The organism is Citrobacter sp. Cpo037 (assembly GCF_030332945.1).
GTDB classification, from domain to species: domain Bacteria; phylum Pseudomonadota; class Gammaproteobacteria; order Enterobacterales; family Enterobacteriaceae; genus Citrobacter; species Citrobacter portucalensis.
Genome location: NZ_JAOWGW010000044.1, coordinates 1 through 17,080, shown reverse-complemented (window position 1 = coordinate 17,080; position 17,080 = coordinate 1). Strand labels below are relative to the sequence as shown.

The following is a 17,080-nucleotide window of genomic DNA, read 5'->3' as shown; positions in this document are numbered from 1 at the left end:
ATGTACTCGTTAATAGTTTATGCGTAACGCGGGCAACGTGAGGTTGCCCGACTTACAGTCTATGGCTGTTATTGTGCGACTTTCTTTTTCGCCGCACGTTTAGCTTTAGTGGCGGCAGCAATTTTAAGCGTTTTTGCCGAGGGCTTTTTCGCTTTTTTATCGCCTTTCTTCTCAGCCGCATTCTTTTCCGCCTGAGGTTTGGCTCTGCCTTTCTTCTCGCCGCGGAAAGCGCTGTCCGGCTCGAAATTCACCTTTTTGCCCATCTGACGACGTTTACCGGTATTTTTACCCGCATCGCCTTTTTTGGCTTTTTCGCGGGCGGTTTTACCTTCATTACGCGGCGCACGTTCGCTGGAGATCAAGCTGAAGTCGATCTTACGCTCGTCCATGTTGACTGCTTCCACGCGAACTTCCACGCGATCGCCCAGGCGATACATCTGGCCGCTGGATTCCCCCGTCAGGCGCTGCCCAACCTGGTCGAAACGATAGTAGTCGTTATCCAGAGAGGAGACATGCACCAGACCATCGATAAACAGTTCATCGAGACGGACAAAGAAACCAAATCCGGTCACGCTGGCAATCACGCCTTTGAAGACATTACCCACCTGGTCCAGCATGAAGTCGCACTTCAGCCAGTCAGAGACATCGCGCGTGGCTTCATCAGCACGGCGCTCGGCCATCGAACAGTGCTGACCCAGTTGCAGCATCTCTTCCATCGAATAATGGTAGCCACCGGTTTCCGTGGTGTTGCCCTTATGGCCCTGCTCCTGCGCCAGCAGATACTTAATCGCCCGGTGCAAGGAGAGATCCGGGTAACGACGGATCGGTGAAGTAAAGTGCGCATAAGATTGCAACGCCAGGCCAAAGTGACCACGGTTTTCCGGATCGTAAATCGCCTGCTTCATCGAACGCAGCAGCATGGTTTGCAGCATTTCTGCGTCAGGACGGTCAGCAATCGACTCCAGCAGTTCAGCGTAATCACGCGGCTCAGGTTTGTTGCCACCAGGCAGCTCCAGCCCCAGCTCTGCCAGGACGGAACGGAACGAGTTAATCGCTTCGGTCGTCGGCTTATCGTGAATACGGAACAGCGCTGGCTCTTTGGCTTTCTCAACGAATCGTGCCGCGGAGATGTTCGCCATGATCATGCACTCTTCAATCAACTTGTGCGCGTCGTTACGCTGCGTCTGCTCGATACGCTCGATACGGCGTTCAGCATTGAAGATAAACTTCGCTTCTTCACTCTCAAACGAGATACCGCCACGCTCTTCACGGGCTTTATCCAGCACTTTGTAGAGGTTATGCAGCTCTTCAATGTGTTTAACCAACGGTGCGTACTGCTCACGCAGCTCCTGGTCGCCCTGCAGCATGTGCCAGACCTTAGTGTAGGTCAGACGTGCGTGGGAACTCATGACCGCTTCGTAGAATTTAAAGCCGGTTAAACGGCCTTTCGACGAAATGGTCATTTCACAGACCATACACAACCTGTCCACCTGCGGGTTGAGTGAACACAATCCGTTAGACAGCACTTCCGGCAGCATCGGAACAACCTGCGACGGGAAGTAAACGGATGTGCCACGGCTACGAGCTTCCTGGTCCAGCGGAGTCGGCTGGCGAACGTAATAGCTTACGTCAGCAATCGCCACCCATAAACGCCAACCACCGCCGCGTTTCTTCTCGCAATAAACCGCATCGTCGAAGTCGCGCGCATCTTCGCCATCGATAGTCACCAGCGGCAGATCGCGCAGATCGACACGTCCTACTTTCGCCTCTTCCGGCACTTCTTCTTTCAGTCCGGCGACCTGTTTCTCAACCGCCTGAGGCCAGATATATGGGATTTCATGAGTACGCAGGGCCATATCAACGGCCATGCTGGTTCCCATGTTGTCACCCAGCACTTCAACAATTTTACCCACCGCTTTGGTGCGGCGAGTCGGGCGCTGGGTCAGCTCAACCACGACCACAAAACCCATACGAGCGCCCATTACCTCTTCCGGCGGGATCAGGATATCGAAGCTCAGGCGGCTGTCGTCTGGGACGACAAACCCAACACCAGCATCGGTGAAGTAGCGGCCGACAATCTGGCTGGTTTTCGGCACCAGTACGCGCACAATACGCGCTTCGCGGCGACCTTTACGGTCCGCGCCCAACGGCTGCGCCAGCACCTGATCGCCATGAATGCAGGTTTTCATCTGCTCGCTGGACAGATACAGGTCATCTTTGCGGCCTTCAACGCGCAGAAAGCCGTAGCCATCACGGTGGCCAATAACGGTACCTTTCAGCAGGTCGAGACGCTCCGGCAGCGCATAGCATTGACGACGGGTGAAGACCAGTTGTCCGTCACGCTCCATCGCGCGCAGGCGACGACGCAGCGCTTCTTGCTGCTCTTCACCTTCAATATTGAGTTCAGCGGCCAGCTCATCGCGGTTGGCCGGCTTTTCACGTTTAGTTAAATGTTCGAGGATAAATTCCCGGCTCGGGATAGGATTCGCGTATTTTTCTGCTTCGCGTTCCTGGAAAGGATCTTGTGACATGTCGGTTCCTCCGTCATCATCGCTGCTGGCGGGAGTCGTTACTCCACCAGCAATAATTTATAAAGCGGTTGATTCTTTTCAACCAAATCAGCAAGTGTGTAGTTGTCCAGTTCCGTGAGAAAACTTTGCACTGCTTTAGAAAGCGCCTGTTTGAGTCTACAGGCTGGGGTAATATGGCAAAATTCGCTGCTACAGTTGACCAACGATAAGGGTTCCAGCTCGCGAACCACATCACCAATACCAATATCCTTAGCGGGTTTACCCAGGCGGATACCGCCATTTTTTCCTCGAATAGCAGTAACAAAGCCCGCCCGGCTAAGTTGATTGATTATTTTGACCATATGATTACGGGACACGCCGTAGACTTCTGTCACCTCAGAAATACTGGTCATACGTCCTTCGGGAAGTGACGCCATGTAGATTAGCGCACGTAATCCGTAATCGGTGAAACTTGTTAACTGCACATCAACCTCAGGAAAAGGGATAAAACGGATAAACCTGGTAGTATTAATTACATTGATGATAAACCAGCCACCAGCCAGGTCGCTAATTTATTTCAGTTCGGGAAGGAAAAAAGCGAGGAACTTACGTGATTTTAAGCCGGATTCTGATGCAAAGCACCTTATCCGGCCTAAATTAGTGCAAGCGCAGCGCCGTTTGACGCTACGCTATAACCAGAATTATGCGTCGAACGGGTCGCGCAGGATCATGGTTTCAGTACGGTCTGGGCCAGTTGAGATAATATCAATCGGCACACCGGTCAGTTCTTCAATACGCTTGATGTAGTTCAGCGCTGCCTGCGGCAGACCGCTACGTTCCTTCACGCCGAAGGTGGATTCAGACCAACCCGGCATGGTTTCGTAAATCGGCTCGATACCTTTCCAGTCGTCAGCTGCCAGCGGAGTAGTCGTTACTTCGCGGCCATCCGGCATACGGTAAGCAACACAGATTTTCACCTCTTTCAAACCGTCCAGTACGTCCAGTTTGGTCAGGCAGAAGCCAGACAGGGAGTTAATCTGTACTGCACGGCGTACAGCAACGGAATCCAGCCAACCGGTACGACGACGACGACCGGTGGTCGCGCCATACTCGTTACCTTGTTTGCACAGGAACTCGCCAACGTCATCAAACAGCTCTGTCGGGAACGGACCCGCACCTACACGAGTAGAGTAAGCTTTGATGATACCCAGAACGTAGTCCACATAACGTGGACCCAGGCCGGAGCCGGTTGCCACGCCACCTGCGGTGGTGTTGGAGGACGTTACGTACGGATAGGTACCGTGGTCGATATCCAGCAGCGTACCCTGCGCACCTTCAAACATGACGAAATCGCCACGCTTACGCGCCTGGTCCAGCAGATCGGAAACATCAACAACCATTGAGGTCAGGATGTCGGCGATAGCCATCACATCATCCAGCACTTTCTGGTAGTCAACTGCTTCAACTTTATAGAAATTCACCAGCTGGAAGTTGTGATATTCCATCACTTCTTTCAGTTTTTCAGCGAAAGTTGCTTTATCAAACAGATCGCCAACACGCAGACCGCGACGAGCTACTTTGTCTTCATAAGCTGGACCGATACCACGACCGGTAGTACCGATCGCTTTCTCGCCACGCGCTTTCTCACGAGCGTTATCCAACGCAACGTGATAATCAAGGATCAGCGGACAAGCTTCAGACAGCAGCAGGCGCTCGCGAACCGGGATACCACGATCTTCCAGTCCTTTCATTTCTTTCATCAGCGCGGACGGAGACAGAACAACACCGTTACCGATGATGCTGATTACGTTTTCGCGAAGAATGCCTGATGGAATAAGATGGAGGACGGTTTTTTCACCGTTGATTACGAGAGTATGGCCTGCGTTGTGACCACCCTGGTAGCGCACAACATATTTAGCCCGTTCAGTCAGAAGATCGACGATCTTCCCTTTACCTTCGTCACCCCATTGGGTGCCCAGTACGACGACGTTGTTACCCATTTTTCAAAATCACCGTTTGCTTAAAAATGGATTCTACCACCGCTTTTTCAGATATACAGCACTTTTTGCATGCGAAAATCCGCAAATTAGTCTACTTATTGATCAGCCAATCGTTTTCCTCAACATGTAGTAGACCACAACGCCCGCAACCACAAGACCTCCACCAAAACGACGCAAAATATTTTCGGGAAGTTGCGCCATTGCGGAGATCATTTTCTTCCATGCGCTGGGATAAAGCATCGGACCCAGCCCTTCCAGCACCAAAACCAGCGCGAGCGCCAGCAAAATTGTTGAATTCATCCATCGCCCTTATATAAAAAGAAAACCACCGCATCCCTGGAGATGCCGGTGGTTTTGCTGCTTTAAAACCGCTGGAACGCGATTAGCGTGTCGCGGTATTTGGTGTCTTCATGTAGCGGAAGAAATCGCTGTCCGGGCTCATGACCATCACGTCCTGATTCCCTTCAAAGCTCTTCTCGTAAGCACGCAGGCTACGGATGAAGGCGTAGAAGTCAGGATCCTGACTGAACGCATCGGCAAACAGCTTAGCGGCTTCTGCATCGCCTTCACCGCGCATAATACGGCCCTGACGCTCAGATTCTGCCAGCGTTTTAGTGACTTCATAGTCAGCCGTTGCACGCAGTTTTTCCGCCTCTTCCTGGCCTTGTGAACGATGGCGACGCGCTACCGCTTCACGCTCAGCGCGCATACGGTTGTAGATAGCCTCGGACACTTCAGCAGGCAGGTTGATTTGCTTAATACGCACGTCAACCACTTCGATGCCCAATGCCGCCATACTGTTCGGATTGATGACCGGTACTTTACCGTTCGTTTCAGCCTGAACACGTTCAGCCGCTTCGGCAATCGCGCTATCTGCTGCCGGAGTCGCCACTTCATCTTCCGTGCCAGCAGAACCGGAGTTCAGCGCGTCACGCACTTCCAGGGTCAGACGACCGCGGGAATCGGTAACGATGTCCTTCACGTCCAGACGACCAATTTCAGAACGCAGACGGTCAGAGAACTTACGTTTCAGCAGGACTTCCGCCTGAGAAACATCGCCACCGCCCGTTGCCAGGTAGTAACGGCTAAAGTCACTGATGCGCCACTTGATGTAGGAGTCAACGATCAGGTCTTTCTTCTCTTTGGTAACAAAGCGATCGGCCTGGTTATCCATGGTCTGAATACGCGCATCCAGCATCTTCACAGATTCAATAAACGGAATCTTGAAGTGCAGGCCTGGTGCAACGACCAGCGGCTTGTTTTCATCGTCACGCAGAACTTTACCAAAGCGCAGAGTAATACCGCGCTCGCCTTCTTTGACCACAAAGACAGACATGAACAGAACTACCAGAACGATGATGATAATCGCAATAACTGACTTACGCATCGTTATTCCCCCTGACGCTGGTAGTCGTTACGCTGCGCATTCGCGCGGCGTTGGTCCATAATATCGCCCTGACTGGTGGACGAAGTGTTGCTTGCTCCAGTGCTGGAAGTCGTTGCTGGCGGAAGACGCAGCAGGTTTGAACTGCTGTCAGTCTTTGTTGCTGGCGCACTACCACCTTTCAGCATTTGATCCAGCGGCAGAACCATAAGATTGCTACCTTTATCGTTAACCAGGACTTTGCGGGTATTGCTCAGCACTTTTTCCATGGTTTCGATATACAGACGCTCGCGGGTAATTTGCGGTGCGGCTTTATATTCCGGCAGAATTTTTGCGAAGCGAGCCACTTCACCCTGTGCTTCCAGGATGGTCTGAGTCTTATACGCACGTGCTTCTTCCAGAATACGCTGCGCCTGACCGTTTGCACGCGGCTGAACTTCGTTGGTGTACGCTTCCGCTTCACGGATGTACTGCTGTTCGTTTTCACGTGCTGCGATAGCATCGTCAAACGCGGCTTTTACTTCTTCCGGCGGACGTGCAGCCTGGAAGTTGACGTCCAGCAGGGTGATACCCATGTTGTACGGACGGATCGTTTCTTCCAGTTCACGTTGGGTGTCGCTACGAATAACGGTACGCCCTTCGGTCAGGATACGGTCCATGGTGTATTTACCGATAACCCCACGCAGGGCGCTGTCAGTAGCCTGACGCAGACTGTCATCCGCGCTGGTTACGCTAAACAGGTAACGCTGCGGATCGGTCACGCGGTACTGTACGTTCATTTCGACGCGCACGACGTTTTCGTCAGAAGTCAGCATGACGCCGGATGCGGCAAGTTCACGCACGGCTTCAACGTTGACCGGTGTCACTTCGTCGACAAAGGTCGGTTTCCAGTTCAGACCCGGTTCAACCAAATGGCTGAATTTACCGAAGCGTGTCACCACGCCGCGTTCCGCTTCTTTAATGGTATAGAAACCGCTGGCCGCCCAGATAATGACGATAGCGGCCGCTGCGATAGTAAAGACTCGACCGCCCAGTTGCGGACGCGGGCCTTGCGATGAACTACCGCCGCCAGAGCCAGTACCTTTACCGCCACCCAGACCACCGAGCTTTTTACTCAGTTTGCGGAAGATATCGTCCAGATCGGGAGGTCCCTGCTCGCGACCACCTTTGTTTCCATTTCCCTCAGGGTTGCCGCCAGGTTTGCTGCTTCCCCAGGGGTCGCGGTCTTGTCCGTTATTACCGGGCTGATTCCACGCCATTTTTGTGCTCCATATTTGTTATGCGATGCTATACCTGCGTCTTTTGCGCTGCCGTTGCGTTGGCTGCGTCCCTCAACGCCAGTCACATAGTTGACTATGCTCCTGGAGATTTCAGGACTTGCCGCCTTCCTGCCGCACAAAATCCACAAGGTATAGAGGCGAAAAAATCTTCAGGCCATATCCGTCAGATCAGACAACATAGTCTTCCAGTGCCGGTTCTTGTTTACAGAGGCGACGCCAGTCTACGATCGGCATACGAACCTGCAGACCTACGCTGCCGTCCTCCTCCATCCACTCTTTTTCTATTGCCTGAAGTTGATAAAACCGGCTTCTCAAACGCCCTTCCTGCGGCGGCAAACGCAACGTATGCTGCGCCACCTCACCGGAAAGTCGCTCAGTCAAAGCCTGAAAAAGTTGTGGTATACCAATCCCCGTTTGCGCTGATACCCAAACGCGAATGGGTTTATTCTCTTCATCTCTGTCGATACGCGGCTCAAAGTCATCCAACATATCGATTTTATTCATCACCAGCAGAGTCGGGATCTCATGCGCATCGATCTCTTCGAGCACCGTATCGACGGCCTCAATGTTTTCCTGCACACGAAAGTCTGCTGCATCAATAACGTGCAGCAGCAATGTCGCCTGACGTGTTTCCTGCAAGGTGGCCTTAAACGCCGCCACCAGGTCGTGCGGTAAATGACGGATAAACCCAACGGTATCCGCCAGCACTGTCTCACCCACGTCCGCAACGTCTATTCTGCGTAGCGTCGGGTCCAGGGTCGCAAACAGCTGATCCGCTGCGTAGACCTGGGCTTCGGTGATCTGGTTGAACAGGGTGGATTTTCCGGCGTTGGTATATCCCACCAGTGATACGGTTGGGACATCCGCTTTCTTGCGCGACTGTCGCCCCTGCTCACGTTGCTTTTCAACTTTTTCCAGGCGCGACTGTATCTGCAAAATGCGATTACGCAGCAAACGACGGTCGGTTTCGAGCTGGGTTTCACCCGGGCCGCGCAAACCAATCCCGCCCTTTTGCCGTTCAAGGTGAGTCCAGCCACGGACCAGACGCGTAGCCATATGGCGCAACTGCGCCAGCTCAACCTGCAACTTACCCTCATGGGTTCGCGCACGCTGGGCAAAAATATCTAAAATGAGACCAGTCCTGTCGATAACAAGACACTGGCACAACTGTTCCAGGTTACGTTCCTGGGCAGGGCTTAGAGCATGATCAAAAATCACCACCGCAGCGCCAGTCGCTTTTACGGCTTCGGCAATTTCGATTGCCTTACCTTCACCAACAAAATACTTCGGGTGCGGTGCTTTACGGCTCCCGGTAATCACCTGCATTGCTTCGACACCGGCGGAAGAAACCAGAGATTCAAACTCCTGGAGGTCTTCCATATCTTTGTCTTGCGAAAAATAGATGTGTACCAGTACCGCCTGCTCACCGGCATCATAACGGTCAAACAAGCGTCAACCCCTTAATATAAATCAACGGGGAACGCAGGATCGCTGGCTCCCCGTATGTAAAACAGCTAATAACCTTATTCGGTTTCTTCGCTGTCCTGTTGCGCAGATGAACCTTGCGCGTTGCTACCGTGATGGTAGTTGCTGCCTGTGCCGCCGGTGGCATTATTGCTGTGATGAGAAACCGGACGAGACGGGACAACAGTAGAAATCGCGTGCTTATAAACCATCTGGCTGACCGTGTTTTTCAACAGGATCACGAACTGATCAAAAGACTCGATTTGACCTTGCAGCTTAATACCATTCACCAAATAAATAGAAACTGGAACACGTTCCCGACGCAGTGCGTTCAGGAACGGATCTTGTAAAGATTGCCCCTTAGCCATTCTCTCTTTTCCTTATATGCTTATTTGTACTTTGAACCTTTCGATTCTGAAAAATTGCGCACGATACGTTTCAATTGTACACATTCAGTTCGCGATAGCACCAACAACCTGTAATACTTCGTTTCGCGCCTGGTCAGGCTTTTCACTGTCAAGCCAGTGCACCCCTTCCCAACCACGCAACCAGGTTACCTGTCGCTTCGCCAACTGCCTCGTGGCGCAAACACCTCTATAAACCATTTCATCGTATGAAATTTCACCTTCAATGTATGACCACATCTGGCGATACCCTACACAACGAATGGAAGGCAAATCCGTATGCAAATCTCCACGGGCAAAAAGCGCCCGGACTTCTGCTTCAAAACCTGAAGCTAACATCTGATGAAAACGCTGCTCAATTCGCTGATGGAGCAGTTCACGGCTCGCCGGGGCGATTGCAAACTGATGCACCTGATACGGCAAAGCATCTCCTGACGTTTGCGTCAGCTCCGTTAAAGTTTTACCCGAAATGAAAAAAACTTCCAGTGCCCGGGAAAGTCTTTGCGGATCATTTGGATGAATACGCGCCGCAGCCACGGGATCGATGTCCTGAAGCTGTCGGTGTAACGCGTCCCAACCCTGCTCTGCCGCCTGCTGCTCAATTCTGGCCCTGACTTCCGGGTCCGCCGACGGTAACGGCGACAGTCCTTCAAGCAAGGCTTTGAAATATAACATTGTGCCGCCCACCAGCAACGGGATACGGTCCGCGGCGGTGATGTCGGCCATCTCGACTAACGCATCGCGACGAAAATCCGCTGCGGAGTACGCCTGCGATGGATCGCGGATATCCAGCAATCGGTGCGGTGCGGCCTGTAATTCATCTGCATCAGGCTTGGCTGTACCGATATCCATCCCCTTGTAAATAAGGGCGGAATCAACGCTTATCAACTCTATGGGCAAAACTTTACGCAATTCAATTGCTAATGCCGTTTTACCGGAGGCCGTTGGCCCCATCAAAAAAATCGCCTTTGGCAGGCTCGCCTTACGGGTATCACTCATGTTTCAGGGCATTCATTACCGAATGTAAATCAACAGGTTGTAACAGACCACCCGGCGGTGCCTTCACGAGTTGCGGGCAGAGCCGCTCAACATCCGCTAACAGCGTAATCGCCTGTGCCATGCTCCACTGTGGATGCTCGCTCATCAGGTTACGTGCGATCCACTGTGCAATATTGCCCGGCTCGAATACGGATTGCTGCGCCAGGTAGCCTATCAGTTCAGGAATCAAGATTTGTAAATTTTGTTGGCGTAAGGGTAAAGGCACAGCCCGGATGGTCACATGCTGCGCATCCAGCTGAAATTCAATGCCCAACTCAGCCAGTTGGCTCTGTCCTTTTTGCAGTGCCGCTTTTTCATCGGCGGTCACTTTTAGACGTAAAGGGATCAATAACGGTTGAGCACAAACCGCTCCCTGACCCGGCGTTAACTGCGCCTGACGCAGCCAACGCTCAGCCACCGGTAATGCCAGCAACTGAATATGACCATCGCATTCGAGTAACGCGCAGTCTGCACCAACAATCGTTAGCACCCGGCCAAAGCCCTGACTGCTGCCAGTCAGAGGCGTCGATAGCGTTTCAGAGACCGGCGTTTTCCGCGTTGGAGCCGGCGTCTGCATCAGTTGCTGATAGATTTCGCCCTGCTGCTTTTGGTATCCGGGTTGAGCATGAGGCCAACTGGCTCCCGCCTGACGGCCACCGCCACTACTACTGCCACCGCTACTGCCACTTCCAGCACCAGCGGATGCTGAGTACCGCGGTGTCGCAGGTTCACGCGCGGGAGCAGGCTCGGCAAAATGGTTGCGTCCAGCAGCTACGCGGTTTTCCGGGATGTGCCTTGGGGCGGGTTCGTCGTTATCAGCCAACGGCAGCGGCGTTTCAAGCTGCTGTTGCAGGACGCTCAACACGCCCTGGTAAATAAAATCGTGCACCAGGCGGGATTGATGGAAACGGACCTCATGTTTAGCTGGGTGTACGTTGACATCCACTTGATGCGGATCGATTTCCAGATACAGCACAAATGCGGGCTGTTGATCGGCTCCCAGCTTATCTTCACAAGCCTGGCGGATAGCATGGTTGATCAGCCGGTCACGCATCATCCGACCATTCACATAGCAGTACTGGATTTCTGCCAGTGCTGCCGTTGTGTGGTTAGGATCGGCCACCCAGCCACGCAATGTTAAATCGCCATGCTGCCATTCGATCGCCAGCGCATGCTCCAGAAATGGCGTGCCGCAAATCGCACCCAGTCGGCGCTCTTTCTGCCCATCCGCGGCCACTGCCCGGTACTGTCGCACCACTTTGCCGTTGTGCGACAAATTTATCGTCACATCAAAACGTGCCAGCGCAATGCGGCGAATAATCTCGTCGATATGATTAAATTCGGTTTTCTCGGTGCGCATAAATTTGCGCCGCGCCGGGGTGTTGTAGAACAGATCTAGCACCTCCAGCGTGGTTCCCACCGGATGCGCAGCGGGTTTAACTGTGACATCCATGTCACGCCCTTCGGCATACGCCTGCCAGGCTTCGGGTTGTTCTTGCGTACGCGACGTCAGGGTTAAGCGAGACACGGAGCTGATACTGGCCAGCGCTTCACCGCGAAATCCGAGGCTCACGATGGCTTCAAGATCGTCAAGCGAGGCTATTTTACTGGTGGCATGACGCGCCAACGCCAACGCCAGCTCGTCTTTTTTAATCCCACAGCCGTTGTCACGAATACGGATAAGCTTCGCGCCGCCGCGTTCAATATCGATATCAATGCGCGTCGCACCGGCATCAATGCTGTTTTCCACCAGCTCTTTCACCACTGACGCAGGCCGCTCTACCACCTCGCCTGCGGCAATCTGGTTCGCCAGCTGTGGCGGTAGAACCTGAATCGGCATGGCTAATCCTTAATTTGTTAACGTGTTACCCGGCGATATGGCGCTGGCGGTTTGCGCCGGTGCGCCCTGCGGCCCGGTTTGCATCGGGTGCGCCTGGAAATAGTTACGCAATCCTTTGTAAATCGCCTCAGCCAGCTGCTGCTGGTAATCATCGCTCGCCAGCAGACGTTCTTCGCTGTTGTTACTGATAAAGCCGGTTTCAACCAGCACTGACGGGATATCAGGCGAACGCAGTACGCCGAGGCTAGCGTGTTCTGGACGACGCTTATGCATCGAACCAATACGTTCTAACTGGCCGATCATGCTGGTCGCCACATCATACCCGACGCGCTGCGAATGACCGAACTGCAGATCCAGTACAGCCTGGCTGAGATAAGGATCGGACTGGCTGTTTGCCAGCACATCGCCCGCGCCGCCCAACAGCTCCGATTGCTTCTCGTGCTGTTCCAGCCAGCCGGCCATCTCACTGTTCGCCCGACGGTTTGACAGCACCCAAACGGAAGCACCTGTGGCATCACGGTTTGGTGCGGCATCCGCGTGAATAGAAACCAGGAAATTGGCGTTTTGTTTACGCGCGACGTCTGAACGCCCCATCACCGAGATAAAGTAATCACCATCACGAGTGAGGACGCCTTTAAACATCGGGTCATCATTGAGCAAACTGCGCAGCTTGCGCGCCACGGCAATCGTGACGTTTTTCTCACGCGTGCCGCCAGGACCAATAGCGCCAGGATCCTGTCCACCGTGTCCGGCATCAATGGCAATCACCACTTTATCGCCGTTGCTGGAACTGGCGCGCGCTGCAGGGCGCGTAGAGGTATTGCTGTTAGTCACAGCCGTAGTGCGATCGTTTTCCGCTTTAAATGGATTGCGCGCTGGCTCGACAGGACGTAGGGCAACAATCGGCGCTTCAACACGCTTTGCAACCACGGGAGGTGGAGGCGGCGGCGGTGGCGCATCAGCGTTGATGGTAAACACGACGGTATAATTGCCGCCGTTCTGGCGTTTTACTGCTTCGGCTTTACCGTTCTCGGTTAAATCCACCACCAGTCGCAGAGACTGCGCATCTTTTGGCGTGCCGGAACGGATAGATTTCACCAGATTATTGCCGCTAAACAGCAGCGGTAATCCCTGAATCACTCCGGTTTGTTTAATATCCAGCGCGACGGTTCGTTTCCCGTCCTGCGAAACGGCATATTCAGGATCGCCAATAAAGCTCAGCGTAATCCGCGCCTGTTGATCGCCATTAGATACCTGAAGATCGGAGAGGCTGGCGGCCCCTGCCTGCGCGCACAGCAGGACCAGGGTTGCCATCAGCCAGTTTCTGATGCGATAAATCATCCCGCCACCCTTAAGGTTAATCGGCTAAACGCGCCAGCAATAAATCACCCGATGAGGAGACTGCGCTTACGCGCGCCTCTCGACCTTGCGCCTGATATTCAATGTGTATTTCGACGTCCGGGTCTGGCAGTACACCTTTACCTTGTTGCGGCCATTCCACCAGGCAGATGGCATCATTGGCAAAATAATCGCGGATCCCCATAAATTCCAGCTCCTCTGGGTCCGCAAGTCGGTATAAATCGAAGTGATATACCATTATGTTATCGAGTGAATAGGGTTCAACCAGCGTGTAGGTGGGGCTTTTTACATTACCTTTATGACCTAATGCCTGCAGAAATCCCCGGCTGAAGGTGGTTTTACCCGCCCCCAGGTCGCCGTACAAATATATAACCGTCGCGCCGTCACAGGCTTTGGCTACCCGCAGTCCCAGGTCTAAAGTCGCCTGCTCATCAGGTAGTGGAATTACTCGATTCATCATGATAAACGTCAATCACATCAGGGTTAACAATACGCTGTAGCGTGGTAAAGAGATCTGTCGCCAGCATGCCGCGCGTACCAAAACGCGCCGCCAGCACATCCGCCGCCGCTCCGTGCGCAACACATCCCGCACATGCTGCATCATACGGGGTAAGCTTCTGTCCGAGCAATGCGCCAATAATACCGGAAAGTACATCCCCCATTCCGCCGCTGGCCATCCCGGCATTGCCGGTATCAATAATACCCAACTCCGCCTGTTCAGCAGCAACAACCGTACCCGCGCCTTTCAGCACCACAACGCCTCCGTACCGTTTTACCAGACGTTGTGCACAAAGTAAGCGATCGTCTTCAATTTCTGCAATGGAACAACCCAGCAGTCGCGCGGCTTCACCTGGATGCGGCGTGATCACGCGATTGTGACGTTTATCGGGGTTGATTGCCAGCAGGTTCAGCGCATCCGCATCCCAAAGCATCGGTTTGCGAAAATTCTCCACTTTTTGCAGCGCTTTTTTGCCCCACTCCTGCTGACCAAGCCCGGGGCCTATCACCACTACATCCGCCCACGCCAGGCTCTCTTCCAGCGTCTGCGGCGTCAGCGTATCGACCATCAGTTCCGGTCTGGCTGTCAAAATAGGCGCAATGTTTTCACTGCGCGTCAGCACTTTGACCAGCCCGGCGCCTGCACGCAGCGCGGCTTCCCCGGCCATGCGTATTGCGCCTGCCGTTCCGTGGTCACCGCCGATAATCACCAGCCGACCGTGGGAGCCCTTGTGCGAGGTGGGTCGACGCGGCGTTAGCCAGTGCGCAAGCTGTTGAGCATCAAAACGTTGAATTGGCGCATTCTGCCCCGCCAGCCAGTCGTCCAGCCCAAGTGCGTTAACATGCAGACGCCCGGTGACATCGCGCGCTTTACCGGTGAGCAGGCCTGGCTTGAGTGCAATAAAGGTAATGGTATGCGCTGCGTTGATGACCGCGCCCGGCGTCGCTCCCGTCTGCGCCAGCAGGCCGGAGGGAATATCTATCGCCACGGTGGGGGCTGGGTGAGAATTGGCACGTTCAATCAATACTGACAGAGACTCACGCGGTGCGTGTTTTAAGCCAGTGCCTGTCAGCGCGTCGATTATCACGTCCACGTTATCTGGCCAATTGATATCAACCGCGTGAATGACGCCACCCGCGTTAAGCCAGGCATCACGCGCATGCTGCGCCTCCTCGGGGAGCGGTTTGTCACTCTCCTGTGCCAGCAACGTGACTTCAAGACCCAACGCTTTGGCAAGTCTTGCTACTACGTAACCATCGCCGCCGTTGTTGCCATGACCACATAGCACCAGCCAGTGCCGGGCGTTCGGATAAGCCTCACGAGTGATCTGAAACGCCGCCTCTCCCGCCCGTTGCATCAGTTCGTACAACGTCAGCCCTAAACTGTCTGCCGCCTCTCGCTCCATCCGCCTGATGTCATCGGCGTGCCAGATGGAGTGTGGTATACTTGCGGGGTTTTTCTTCATTGTATGGTCCGTCATGTCAGAGCCCCTCGATCTCAATCAGTTAGCGCAAAATATTAAGCAGTGGGGGCTGGAGCTTGGCTTTCAGCAGGTCGGTATTGCCGATACCGACCTCAGCGAAGCGGAGCCCAAACTGCAGGCCTGGCTGGATAAACAATACCACGGCGAGATGGACTGGATGGCCCGTCACGGCATGATGCGCGCCCGACCTCACGAATTATTGCCCGGTACGCTACGTGTCATCAGCGTACGTATGAACTATCTTCCTGCCAATGCGGCCTTCGCCAGCACGTTGAAGAACCCTTCGCTGGGTTACGTCAGCCGTTACGCGCTTGGCCGCGACTACCATAAGCTGCTACGTAACCGCTTAAAAAAGCTGGGGGAGATGATTCAACAGCACTGCGTTTCGCTGAATTTTAGACCTTTTGTCGATTCTGCGCCCATTCTTGAGCGTCCGTTAGCGGAAAAAGCCGGGCTTGGCTGGACAGGTAAGCACTCACTTATCCTCAATCGCGAAGCCGGTTCATTTTTCTTCCTCGGGGAATTACTGATCGATTTACCCTTACCGGTCGACCAACCAGCAGAAGAAGGATGCGGGAAATGCGTCGCCTGCATGACCATCTGTCCCACCGGGGCCATCGTTGAACCCTACACGGTGGATGCGCGCCGCTGTATCTCTTATCTCACTATCGAACTGGAAGGCGCGATCCCGGAAGAATTTCGTCCCTTGATGGGGAATCGAATTTACGGCTGCGATGATTGCCAGCTTATTTGCCCGTGGAACCGCTATTCACAGTTGACGACAGAGGATGACTTCAACCCGCGCAAGCAGCTTCATGCTCCGGAGTTAATAGAGCTGTTTAGCTGGAGCGAAGCGTGGTTTTTAAAAGTCACGGAGGGGTCTGCCATTCGTCGTATTGGCCACCTGCGCTGGTTGCGAAATATCGCCGTTGCGTTGGGTAATGCTCCCTGGAATGAAGCCATTCTTCGCGCACTGGAAAGTCGCAGAGGTGAGCACCCACTTCTCGACGAACACATAGAGTGGGCGGTTGCTCAACAAATCGAGAAGCGAAATGCCTGCGTAGTTGAGGTGCAGCTACCGCAGAAACAACGTTTGGTCAGGGTCATTGAAAAGGGTCTGCCGCGCGACGCTTAAGTCATCCACAGCTTGTGTATAAAAATAAAAACACATTGATATTCAAGAGGGAAAAAATCGTCAAGTGATCGCATTAACAATTTGAAATGATAATTAAACCAGTAATTTCAAATAGTTAAAATGATACTATTCACCCAGCGAAGTTTTTTGCATTCCAGGAATAATACCCGAACCTGTGGATAAGTCTGTTTACAAGAGTATGTCAATGACGAAACAAAACGTCCCCAACGTGATTATTCGTTGTGGATATTTTTATTGGGGTAAGAATTTGGAGCGGGAAACGAGACTCGAACTCGCGACCCCGACCTTGGCAAGGTCGTGCTCTACCAACTGAGCTATTCCCGCTTGGGTGTGTCTGTGCTTAACAAGCACTTTCAAATTTTGGAGCGGGAAACGAGACTCGAACTCGCGACCCCGACCTTGGCAAGGTCGTGCTCTACCAACTGAGCTATTCCCGCATAATCTTCGTCTTTCGAACCGCTACTGCGTTGGCTGCCTTCATTCGCCTGAGTCACTTACTTCAGTAAGCTCCAAAGGACTCATTCAGTTGCCGCCTTGTCGCAATTCGAAATCCTGCGATTGGTGGTCTGTGCTTTATAAGCATTTTCAAATTTTGGAGCGGGAAACGAGACTCGAACTCGCGACCCCGACCTTGGCAAGGTCGTGCTCTACCAACTGAGCTAT

General features: G+C 53.4%; 14 protein-coding genes and 2 tRNA genes. 1 reads left to right on the top strand and 15 read right to left on the bottom strand.

Annotated elements, in window-relative coordinates; genetic code table 11:
• Positions 1 to 68: 68 nt before the first annotated feature.
• The 13 genes from rnr to nnr form a co-directional block, all read right to left on the bottom strand.
• On the bottom strand, positions 69 to 2,531 hold the full coding sequence (gene rnr, locus OGX94_RS05430) for a ribonuclease R (protein WP_257662232.1): 2,463 nt from the start codon (positions 2,529 to 2,531) through the stop codon (positions 69 to 71).
• A gap of 38 nt (positions 2,532 to 2,569) precedes the next feature.
• Positions 2,570 to 2,995, bottom strand: coding sequence for a nitric oxide-sensing transcriptional repressor NsrR (gene nsrR / locus OGX94_RS05425; protein ID WP_003830485.1), 426 nt, complete (start codon positions 2,993 to 2,995; stop codon positions 2,570 to 2,572).
• A 216-nt stretch (positions 2,996 to 3,211) separates the two neighbouring features.
• The gene (purA, locus tag OGX94_RS05420) at positions 3,212 to 4,510 is read right to left on the bottom strand and encodes an adenylosuccinate synthase (protein WP_003025606.1); all 1,299 of its coding nucleotides are present in this window, start codon (positions 4,508 to 4,510) and stop codon (positions 3,212 to 3,214) included.
• Between the two features lie 102 nt (positions 4,511 to 4,612).
• Entirely contained in the window at positions 4,613 to 4,810 is a 198-nt protein-coding gene (locus tag OGX94_RS05415; RefSeq protein WP_003025602.1) for a DUF2065 domain-containing protein, read from the bottom strand.
• An 82-nt stretch (positions 4,811 to 4,892) separates the two neighbouring features.
• Entirely contained in the window at positions 4,893 to 5,897 is a 1,005-nt protein-coding gene (gene hflC, locus OGX94_RS05410) for a protease modulator HflC (RefSeq protein ID WP_003830491.1), read from the bottom strand.
• Positions 5,898 to 5,899: 2 nt separating this feature from the next.
• Positions 5,900 to 7,153 (bottom strand): FtsH protease activity modulator HflK, encoded by a 1,254-nt coding sequence (gene hflK / locus OGX94_RS05405; RefSeq protein ID WP_063941660.1) that lies wholly within the window; start codon positions 7,151 to 7,153, stop codon positions 5,900 to 5,902.
• Positions 7,154 to 7,342: 189 nt separating this feature from the next.
• A complete protein-coding gene (gene hflX / locus OGX94_RS05400) occupies positions 7,343 to 8,623 on the bottom strand; it encodes a ribosome rescue GTPase HflX (RefSeq protein WP_003830495.1) in 1,281 nt (426 codons plus the stop codon).
• A 74-nt stretch (positions 8,624 to 8,697) separates the two neighbouring features.
• Positions 8,698 to 9,006 carry an RNA chaperone Hfq gene (hfq, locus tag OGX94_RS05395; RefSeq protein WP_003025584.1) on the bottom strand — a complete coding sequence of 103 codons (309 nt, stop codon included), beginning with the start codon at positions 9,004 to 9,006 and terminating at the stop codon, positions 8,698 to 8,700.
• 84 nt (positions 9,007 to 9,090) lie between these two features.
• Positions 9,091 to 10,041, bottom strand: a complete 951-nt coding sequence (miaA, locus tag OGX94_RS05390) for a tRNA (adenosine(37)-N6)-dimethylallyltransferase MiaA (protein WP_257662231.1) — start codon at positions 10,039 to 10,041, stop codon at positions 9,091 to 9,093.
• Entirely contained in the window at positions 10,034 to 11,920 is a 1,887-nt protein-coding gene (gene mutL / locus OGX94_RS05385; protein WP_149335659.1) for a DNA mismatch repair endonuclease MutL, read from the bottom strand. Before mutL ends, miaA begins: the two co-directional genes overlap by 8 nt.
• Before the next feature lie 9 nt (positions 11,921 to 11,929).
• The gene (gene amiB / locus OGX94_RS05380) at positions 11,930 to 13,261 is read right to left on the bottom strand and encodes an N-acetylmuramoyl-L-alanine amidase AmiB (protein ID WP_191221906.1); all 1,332 of its coding nucleotides are present in this window, start codon (positions 13,259 to 13,261) and stop codon (positions 11,930 to 11,932) included.
• Positions 13,262 to 13,277: 16 nt separating this feature from the next.
• A complete protein-coding gene (gene tsaE / locus OGX94_RS05375; RefSeq protein WP_257662230.1) occupies positions 13,278 to 13,739 on the bottom strand; it encodes a tRNA (adenosine(37)-N6)-threonylcarbamoyltransferase complex ATPase subunit type 1 TsaE in 462 nt (153 codons plus the stop codon).
• Positions 13,711 to 15,258 carry a bifunctional ADP-dependent NAD(P)H-hydrate dehydratase/NAD(P)H-hydrate epimerase gene (gene nnr, locus OGX94_RS05370; protein ID WP_257662229.1) on the bottom strand — a complete coding sequence of 516 codons (1,548 nt, stop codon included), beginning with the start codon at positions 15,256 to 15,258 and terminating at the stop codon, positions 13,711 to 13,713. The genes tsaE and nnr overlap by 29 nt, the downstream gene beginning before the upstream one ends.
• Between nnr and queG the strand changes: the two genes are divergently transcribed.
• Positions 15,257 to 16,396, top strand: coding sequence for a tRNA epoxyqueuosine(34) reductase QueG (queG, locus tag OGX94_RS05365; protein ID WP_200920882.1), 1,140 nt, complete (start codon positions 15,257 to 15,259; stop codon positions 16,394 to 16,396). The genes nnr and queG overlap by 2 nt on opposite strands.
• 269 nt (positions 16,397 to 16,665) lie before the next feature.
• Here the strand turns inward: queG and OGX94_RS05360 are convergent.
• Positions 16,666 to 16,741: transfer RNA gene (locus OGX94_RS05360), tRNA-Gly, on the bottom strand.
• A gap of 37 nt (positions 16,742 to 16,778) precedes the next feature.
• Positions 16,779 to 16,854 (bottom strand) — tRNA-Gly (locus OGX94_RS05355).
• Positions 16,855 to 17,080: the final 226 nt, after the last annotated feature.